Consider the following 6829-nt stretch of genomic DNA (forward strand, 5'->3'; position numbering starts at 1 on the left):
CAACCCCTGATCATAGATCAGTGATAACCAATCATTTATAATATATGCAGCAAATATCAAAATAATACCTGCGCCTATATATCTTAATTTATCAGATGCTCTTACTCAGCGTCAGCAGTTGTATCTTCCTCTGCATCTGTCGCCTCTGCTGTATCTTCTGCATTTTCAGTTGTGTCTGCTGTGTCCTCAGCATCGGAAGCTGTAGCAGAAAACAGAGTGTCATAACCGCTGTCCTTCCAAGTCTTGTCTACATATTCTGACAAGCCTGAAGCATCAACATACTTAGGTATCGCCTTATATATCTTCACACCCGCAACGCTTCCAACTATAGCAGCGATAACAACGATCGTAACTGTTATAGCAATAATCTTCTTGATCTTCTGCTTCCTAAGTATCTCCTTGCGGTGCTTTTTCTCATATTTCTTCTTATCTACTTTACTCTGACTCATAACGCCCTTCTCCAGACTATCGTTTATTTGATTCCGATACACACATTATATCTGAACCAGCTTATCTTATTCAACACCTTGCTAGTATAACACAAGCTGCATTATAATTCCAATAATAAGTTTGATTTCACAGAAATTCCACAAACGCTCACGATCAGAAGTCCTTGCTCCTGCTCTTGAGATCTCTCTCCATCTCGCGCTTCATATCCTTCTTGGCGATATCCTCACGTTTGTCGTAGAGCTTCTTACCTCTTGCCAGACCTATCTCCATCTTGACAAGTCCATCTCTGATATATACCTTGAGCGGCATAATGGTATAACCCTTCACCTTCTGCTGTCCGATAAGCTTGTTGATCTCGTACCTGTGGAGCAGCAACTTTCTCGTCCTGAGCGGATCTTTATTGAATATATTCCCCCTCTCATATGGGTTGATATTCATTCTGTACACATACACCTCGCCGTGGTCTATTCCGACAAATGCTTCCTTGATACTGCAGTGTCCCTGTCTTATGGACTTTACCTCGGTTCCCACAAGCTCTATTCCGGCCTCAAACTTCTCTTCTATAAAATACTCGTGATATGCCTTTTTGTTATTTGCGATGAGAGTGTTTCCTCTTTCCTTTGACAAATGTATCCTCTCCTTTATATACAATACTGAAATCTATCGACTTCGTCATCTTGTCTGTATTCTTCACCTTTATCTGTATAGGATCACCGATGGCATATTGTTTGCCCGTGTCCTCACCTATCATAGCATAATCTTCCTGAGAAAAATAGTAATAATCGTCGCGCATATCTGCCACGTTCACAAAGCCTTCCACCGTATTCGGCAGTTCCACGAACATTCCCCGGTTTGTAACTCCTGAGACAAATCCGTCATAGACCTCGCCAATGTGAGCTGACATATATTCCACCTTCTTGAGCTTCTCCACATCACGCTCAGCTTCCTCAGCTCTTCTCTCCTTGCGCGAATTGTCATCAGCCACCCTGTCAAGTATCATGCTGTAATGTTCTATTCTCCTCGAGTCAAGTCTGCCATGTATATTTTCCTTTATTATACGATGTATCTGCAGATCTGGATATCTCCTTATAGGAGAAGTAAAATGACAGTAATACTTACACGAAAGTCCAAAAATGTCCTGTGCACTCCGTTGAATACTTCGCCTGTTTCATGGTCCTCAGCGCCATCCTGCTCACAAGATTCTCATAAGGCTCACCCTTTATCCTGTCAAGCAGCTTCTGGAATTCTTTCGGATGTATATTCTCCTTTGATGCCTTAAAGTACATTCCAAAATTACTTATAAGGAGCGCCAGCTGCTCAACCCTGTCTGCATCAGGTGTCTCATGGACTCTGTACTCAAATGGTATATCCTGCCAGAAATAATCCTCAGCAATCGTCTCATTTGCAGCAAGCATAAAATCTTCAATGATCTCATTGGATCTGCGTCTCTCATATACACCTATTGATACAACTTTGCCGTCGGAGTCTATCTTGATATTCGATTCGTCAAAATCAAAATCTATTGAGCCTCGCTTTCTTCTGTTAGCTCTGAGAAGATCCGACACATGAAGCATCATCTCGAACATAGGCACAAGCTCCTCATATTTTCTGGTCTCCCCTGGATCGTGATCCTCGACAATTGCAGACACACTTGTATATGACATTCTACGGTCCACATTGATCACAGTCTCACATATCTTATGTCCTACTATGTGGCCCTTCTGATCTATGTCCATAAGGCAGCTCAGCGCCAATCTGTCCTGCCCTTCATTCAGCGAACAGATACCATTTGACAGCTTGTGCGGAAGCATAGGTATTACCCTGTCCACGAGATAACAGCTTGTACCTCTGTTAAGTGCCTCTTTATCCAGAGGGGAATTCTCCTTTACATAGTGGGTCACGTCAGCTATGTGCACACCAAGCTTGTACATTCCGTCCGCCTCATAGAGTGTTATGGCATCGTCCAGGTCTTTTGCATCCTCGCCATCTATCGTCACTGTCTGAAGATGTCGGAGATCCGTTCTGCCTGCCATCTCCGATGCGCTGACAAAATCAGGGATCTGTGAGAGGCTGTCCATGACCTCGTCAGGAAAATCGACTGGAATGTCCAGAGCTCTGACCACAGACAGCACGTCACTCTCCGGATCATTTATATGTCCAAGTATCTCTATAATCTTTCCCTCCGGAGACTTCACTTTGTCTCCATAACTGATGATCTCCGCCACAACCTTATGTCCAGCCATGGCGCCCATGGAATTTTCCTTGGATATAAATATGTCTCCATCTATTTTCAGATTGTCAGGTATGACAAATCCAAAGTTCTTATTCTTCTGATAGACTCCGACAACCTTCTTTAGTCCACGCTCAAGTACCTTTATAACCGATGCTTCCTGCTTCATTCCCTTCGGTCTGTCCTCCGCACGTATGAGGACTGTATCACCGTGGAACGCTCCCATGGTATTCTTCTCAGGGACAAAGAAATCCTCCTTCATGCCCTCAACGCGGACAAATCCAAAACCTCTCTGATTGCCGATAAATGTTCCCTTGTATGTCCCTTCTCCGACCTTCTGATATCGTCCTTTTGCCGATCTGATGATCAGTCCCTCCTCTGTGAGGTCATTCAGTATATCGAGAAATGTCTGTCTCTCATCTCCCGGGACCTGAAGGAATGTACACATCTCCTTGAACTTCATAGGCGGATAATCATCATCGCATATAAATTCATATACCGTCTGTTTTCTTCTGTTGTATAACTCCAAATCCTTATTATCCATAACAAACCCTTTCTATATACATTATGCCCGCATCCCTACCGCACAAATACATTGCATAATGAGCAAAAAAATGCTTACATATATCAGTTAATATATGTAAGCATCAGAAATCATTATTAGTTGAAAAGCTTTGAGTCAAGCAGTAATGCAAGTACAAAGAAGAGAACTGTGAGAACTGCTGTTATCTTCTTAAGTATCTCCTGCTTTGAGCTTCCCTTATTCTTGCTCCAGTAGGAATTGTCAAATCCGCCGCCTGCTCCTGATATGGAACTTGTAAGGCTTGCATCCTTTCCTTCCTGTGAAAGAACCACTATTGCTAATACTATACATACTATAACATAAATTACCATTAATATTGTCTTCAGCATCTTAACACCTCCGTTTCCGAAAAAATGGTGTGTGTATAATTTTAACACCAACTTGAAACATAATAACACAACAAAATAATATATTCAATAACTATTTTCTTCGTTTTCTGTAAAACTCCGCAAATACCAGCATTGCGATACCTATTATCGAACAGGCAATACCTGCGCCTGCATATTTCACATGGAATTTCATCTCAACAACATTCTCACCCTCAACAAGACTTATAGAATACAGGCTGTCTACCACCTTATCCGGCTGTACCTTCTGGCCGTTAACTTTGACTGTCCAACCATCACAGTAAGGAATAGATGTGAATAAACTCTGTCCTTCCTTGGCATTTACAACAATTTCTGCGCTGCCATTTTCTATATCCATCACATCAGGGGTATATTTCTCAAGCTCCTCTGCTATGCTTTTCAGCAAATCCAGATCAAGAACATAAAACTGCTCTGCTCCATCATCCAGATCTAGCTTCTGCTTTGAGTGAAGCACAACCTTGTAGTAATCACGATCCTCATTTACAGGAATATTGAACACTGACGGCGAAAGCCATCTGGCATATCCGGTCCTGTATATTCCATTGACATTCAGCTTTGCATTAAACAGACTGTTCCATGGGATATTGCCATAAGCGATGTAATTACCTTCCGGGATCTCCATCTTGTATACACGCTTCTTCGCTTTACTTACAACCGTCTCGTACTTTAAAGGCTTATAGATCTCAACCTTTCTGCCGAGCAGCTCGCTGTAGAGCTCATTTTGATATTCAAATGGATTGCCATTATATTTTGCCGCTGTATATTTGCCTGAATCATATACAAATGCCATAGGCAGGCTGTATGGGTTCTCGTATACACCGGCTCCATTTGCATTGTCTGCAATATCCTCTACTTTATTCATGCCCTCCAGAGCATAATCAGATACGATGTATCTGACTCCCAGCAGTGAATCAGTTCCAAGCACCGGCATGTTGACAACACTTAGGTTATCGCCTTCGCTCCTGTATCCCGTGTCCACAAGGAAGTTCAGCACTGTGCTGTCAGCGGTTGACACATACGATCCTATCGCCCAATACCCATAACCAAACGACTCGTCATAATTTGCTCTGACATTGTTCTTATATTTAAAATTATCATCCGTATCTTTGCCATTATTGTTTTTCTTTTTTTCGAGTGATCTTGTCGCCCTTGATCTGGTCTGGCTGATCCTGTATGTATCGGAATCATATTCTTTCAGATCATTTATAAGGCCTTCCATAGCCGTCTCATACTCAACAAAACTCTCACCGTTGTCGATATGGATATTGTCCATTTGCAACATCACGCTGTATCCTGTCTCAACAGTCAGCACTGCACACAGAATGACCGTAAATATAATTCCGAACACTCTTCCGGCTCCTACGTTTTTCGAAAGCCTACTTATGAGTGCTATCAAAACGGCTACCCCTACAATAAGCGCATCGGTCAGCCATACAAGTTTGTTATCCTAGACTCCATGCAGATAGTTTACACAAAGCATAGCCGCACTGAATATCGCACTTGCAATGATAACCCGCCATTTTACAGCATTCAGATCCTCCGAGAGGAAAAATTCAGCGGCAAAGAATAATATGCAGAATATTCCAACATGTGAATATCTGTACCAATATGATCCAACCTCTTTGAACAGAGAAAATGCCATGCACAATGGATTCCAGTAAAACATGAGCAGCATTACCACAAGCGTGACAAATGCTAATATCTTCTGCTTTACATTGTGTTTCTTACCGATGAAGATTCCAATAAATCCTATCAGCGCCAGACATCCGCAGTACAGAGACACGCTTCCCTTCTGACTCTGTGCGCCAAGCGAATATCCGTCTATCACAGATGAAACATCACCGATAAATGACATGTCGAGCAGAGAGCCGAAATCAAGACTTCCTCTTACACTGTAACGCATCGCACCTATCGTCGGAAGGAACAACACCCCGCTGATCAGAACTCCCGCCAGCATTGAATATATAAACCGTCCAAGTTTTCCGGCAAAATCCTTTATGACAGTCTTCTCAGCCTTAGTATCCCCACTGTACAATCTTAAATATGCAAATTCAAACAAAAACCAGAAACAGGCAAATACACAGTTGATTCCGCCCATATACCAGTTGAACAGAACTGCCAATGCAACTGATACGGAAAGCATAACAGGCCTGCCACCGTTAACCACTCTGTACACGCCCAGCATTATGAGCGGTAACATATAGAAGCCGTCAAGCCACATTATATTACATGCCTGGGCGATTCCATACTGACTCACTGCATAGCTCACCGCCAGAAAAATGATAAGTGCCTGCTTTTTCACAGAACCATCATTCCACTCTTCAAATCTCCTGTTGAGATAAAATGCAAATGTCGCCGCCGCACAGGCAAGCTTTAACGTTATGATCACATGTACGAACAATACAAGCTGGGATTTGTCGAATAACAACAGCAATAAATTGAACGGGCTGGAAAGATAGTAACTGAATACTCCTATGCAGGCCCCTCCTATAGATTTGCTGAAAGAATAATCTATATTATTTTTGCCGTCAAATACATCCTTCAGATATGCCAGAAAATCAAGATACTGAAAATCAGCATCCTTGGATGCGAGTGAATGTACTCCGAACGGCACATACTTTTTTATATAAAACAGAAGCCACAGCAGGCAGAATGTGATAATGCCCGCTGTAAGCATCTGAATAACGAGCTGTTTTCTCTGTTCTTTCTCCATCATATTCTTCTCCAGATTATTTAGTTTTAATATAATACTACACAATCTGTGAAAATACTATATAGATTAAAAATTTTTAATGAAAGAATTTCTAACTTTTACATACTGATTTATAACATATACCTACTTCGTATATCGAAACCATGATTCAGCGGTCCACTGCCCGATCCCAGATCCAGCATGGCCGCCAGGGCACCGGATATATATTGTTTGGCCATTCTAACTGAATCACTTACATCATATTCCTTTGCGAGATTTGAAGCGATCGCACTTGAAAGCGTACATCCTGTGCCATGTGTATTCGGATTATCAATACGCTTACCCGAAAACCAGGTGATATTCTCCCCGTCAAAAAGCATATCATTTGCATCATTTATGCTGTGTCCACCCTTTACAAGGACAGCGCAGCCATACTTTCCGTATATACATCTGGCAGCATTCTCCATATCAGCTACGCTCTTCACCGATATACCAGTGAGCGCCTC

Annotated in this window: 6 protein-coding genes and 2 pseudogenes; all 8 read right to left on the reverse strand. The window is 42.2% G+C overall.

Annotated elements, in window-relative coordinates; all coding sequences use genetic code 11:
• Positions 1–101: 101 nt before the first annotated feature.
• Positions 102–449, reverse strand: a complete 348-nt coding sequence (locus tag CCU_RS13090) for a hypothetical protein (RefSeq protein ID WP_015534988.1) — start codon at positions 447–449, stop codon at positions 102–104.
• Positions 450–603: 154 nt separating this feature from the next.
• Positions 604–1077 (reverse strand): SsrA-binding protein SmpB, encoded by a 474-nt coding sequence (smpB, locus tag CCU_RS13095; protein WP_022216414.1) that lies wholly within the window; start codon positions 1075–1077, stop codon positions 604–606.
• Entirely contained in the window at positions 1040–1450 is a 411-nt protein-coding gene (locus tag CCU_RS15000; RefSeq protein ID WP_015534989.1) for a S1 RNA-binding domain-containing protein, read from the reverse strand. Before CCU_RS15000 ends, smpB begins: the two co-directional genes overlap by 38 nt.
• Positions 1451–1531: 81 nt before the next feature.
• A pseudogene (locus CCU_RS15005) lies at positions 1532–1585 on the reverse strand (hypothetical protein); the annotation flags it as partial.
• The gene (locus CCU_RS13100; protein WP_015534990.1) at positions 1566–3224 is read right to left on the reverse strand and encodes a ribonuclease R family protein; all 1659 of its coding nucleotides are present in this window, start codon (positions 3222–3224) and stop codon (positions 1566–1568) included. The pseudogene CCU_RS15005 and the gene CCU_RS13100, both read right to left, overlap by 20 nt.
• A 116-nt stretch (positions 3225–3340) precedes the next feature.
• The gene (gene secG, locus CCU_RS13105) at positions 3341–3592 is read right to left on the reverse strand and encodes a preprotein translocase subunit SecG (protein WP_015534991.1); all 252 of its coding nucleotides are present in this window, start codon (positions 3590–3592) and stop codon (positions 3341–3343) included.
• A 91-nt stretch (positions 3593–3683) separates the two neighbouring features.
• A pseudogene (locus tag CCU_RS14215) lies at positions 3684–6347 on the reverse strand (YfhO family protein).
• A 107-nt stretch (positions 6348–6454) separates the two neighbouring features.
• Positions 6455–6829, reverse strand: a 375-nt coding sequence (gene thiD / locus CCU_RS13120; RefSeq protein WP_208896280.1) for a bifunctional hydroxymethylpyrimidine kinase/phosphomethylpyrimidine kinase, incomplete at its 5' end; no start/stop codon positions are given.

It is taken from the genome of Coprococcus sp. ART55/1, assembly GCF_000210595.1.
Lineage (GTDB): Bacteria > Bacillota > Clostridia > Lachnospirales > Lachnospiraceae > Coprococcus > Coprococcus aceti.

Bases quoted from the DNA above. Each gene is read 5' to 3' on its own strand.
- CCU_RS13090 (WP_015534988.1), bottom strand. From the start codon at position 449: ATGAGTCAGAGTAAAGTAGATAAGAAGAAATATGAGAAAAAGCACCGC.
- secG (WP_015534991.1), bottom strand. From the start codon at position 3,592: ATGCTGAAGACAATATTAATGGTAATTTATGTTATAGTATGTATAGTA.
- CCU_RS13100 (WP_015534990.1), bottom strand. From the start codon at position 3,224: ATGGATAATAAGGATTTGGAGTTATACAACAGAAGAAAACAGACGGTA.
- CCU_RS15000 (WP_015534989.1), bottom strand. From the start codon at position 1,450: ATGATACTTGACAGGGTGGCTGATGACAATTCGCGCAAGGAGAGAAGA.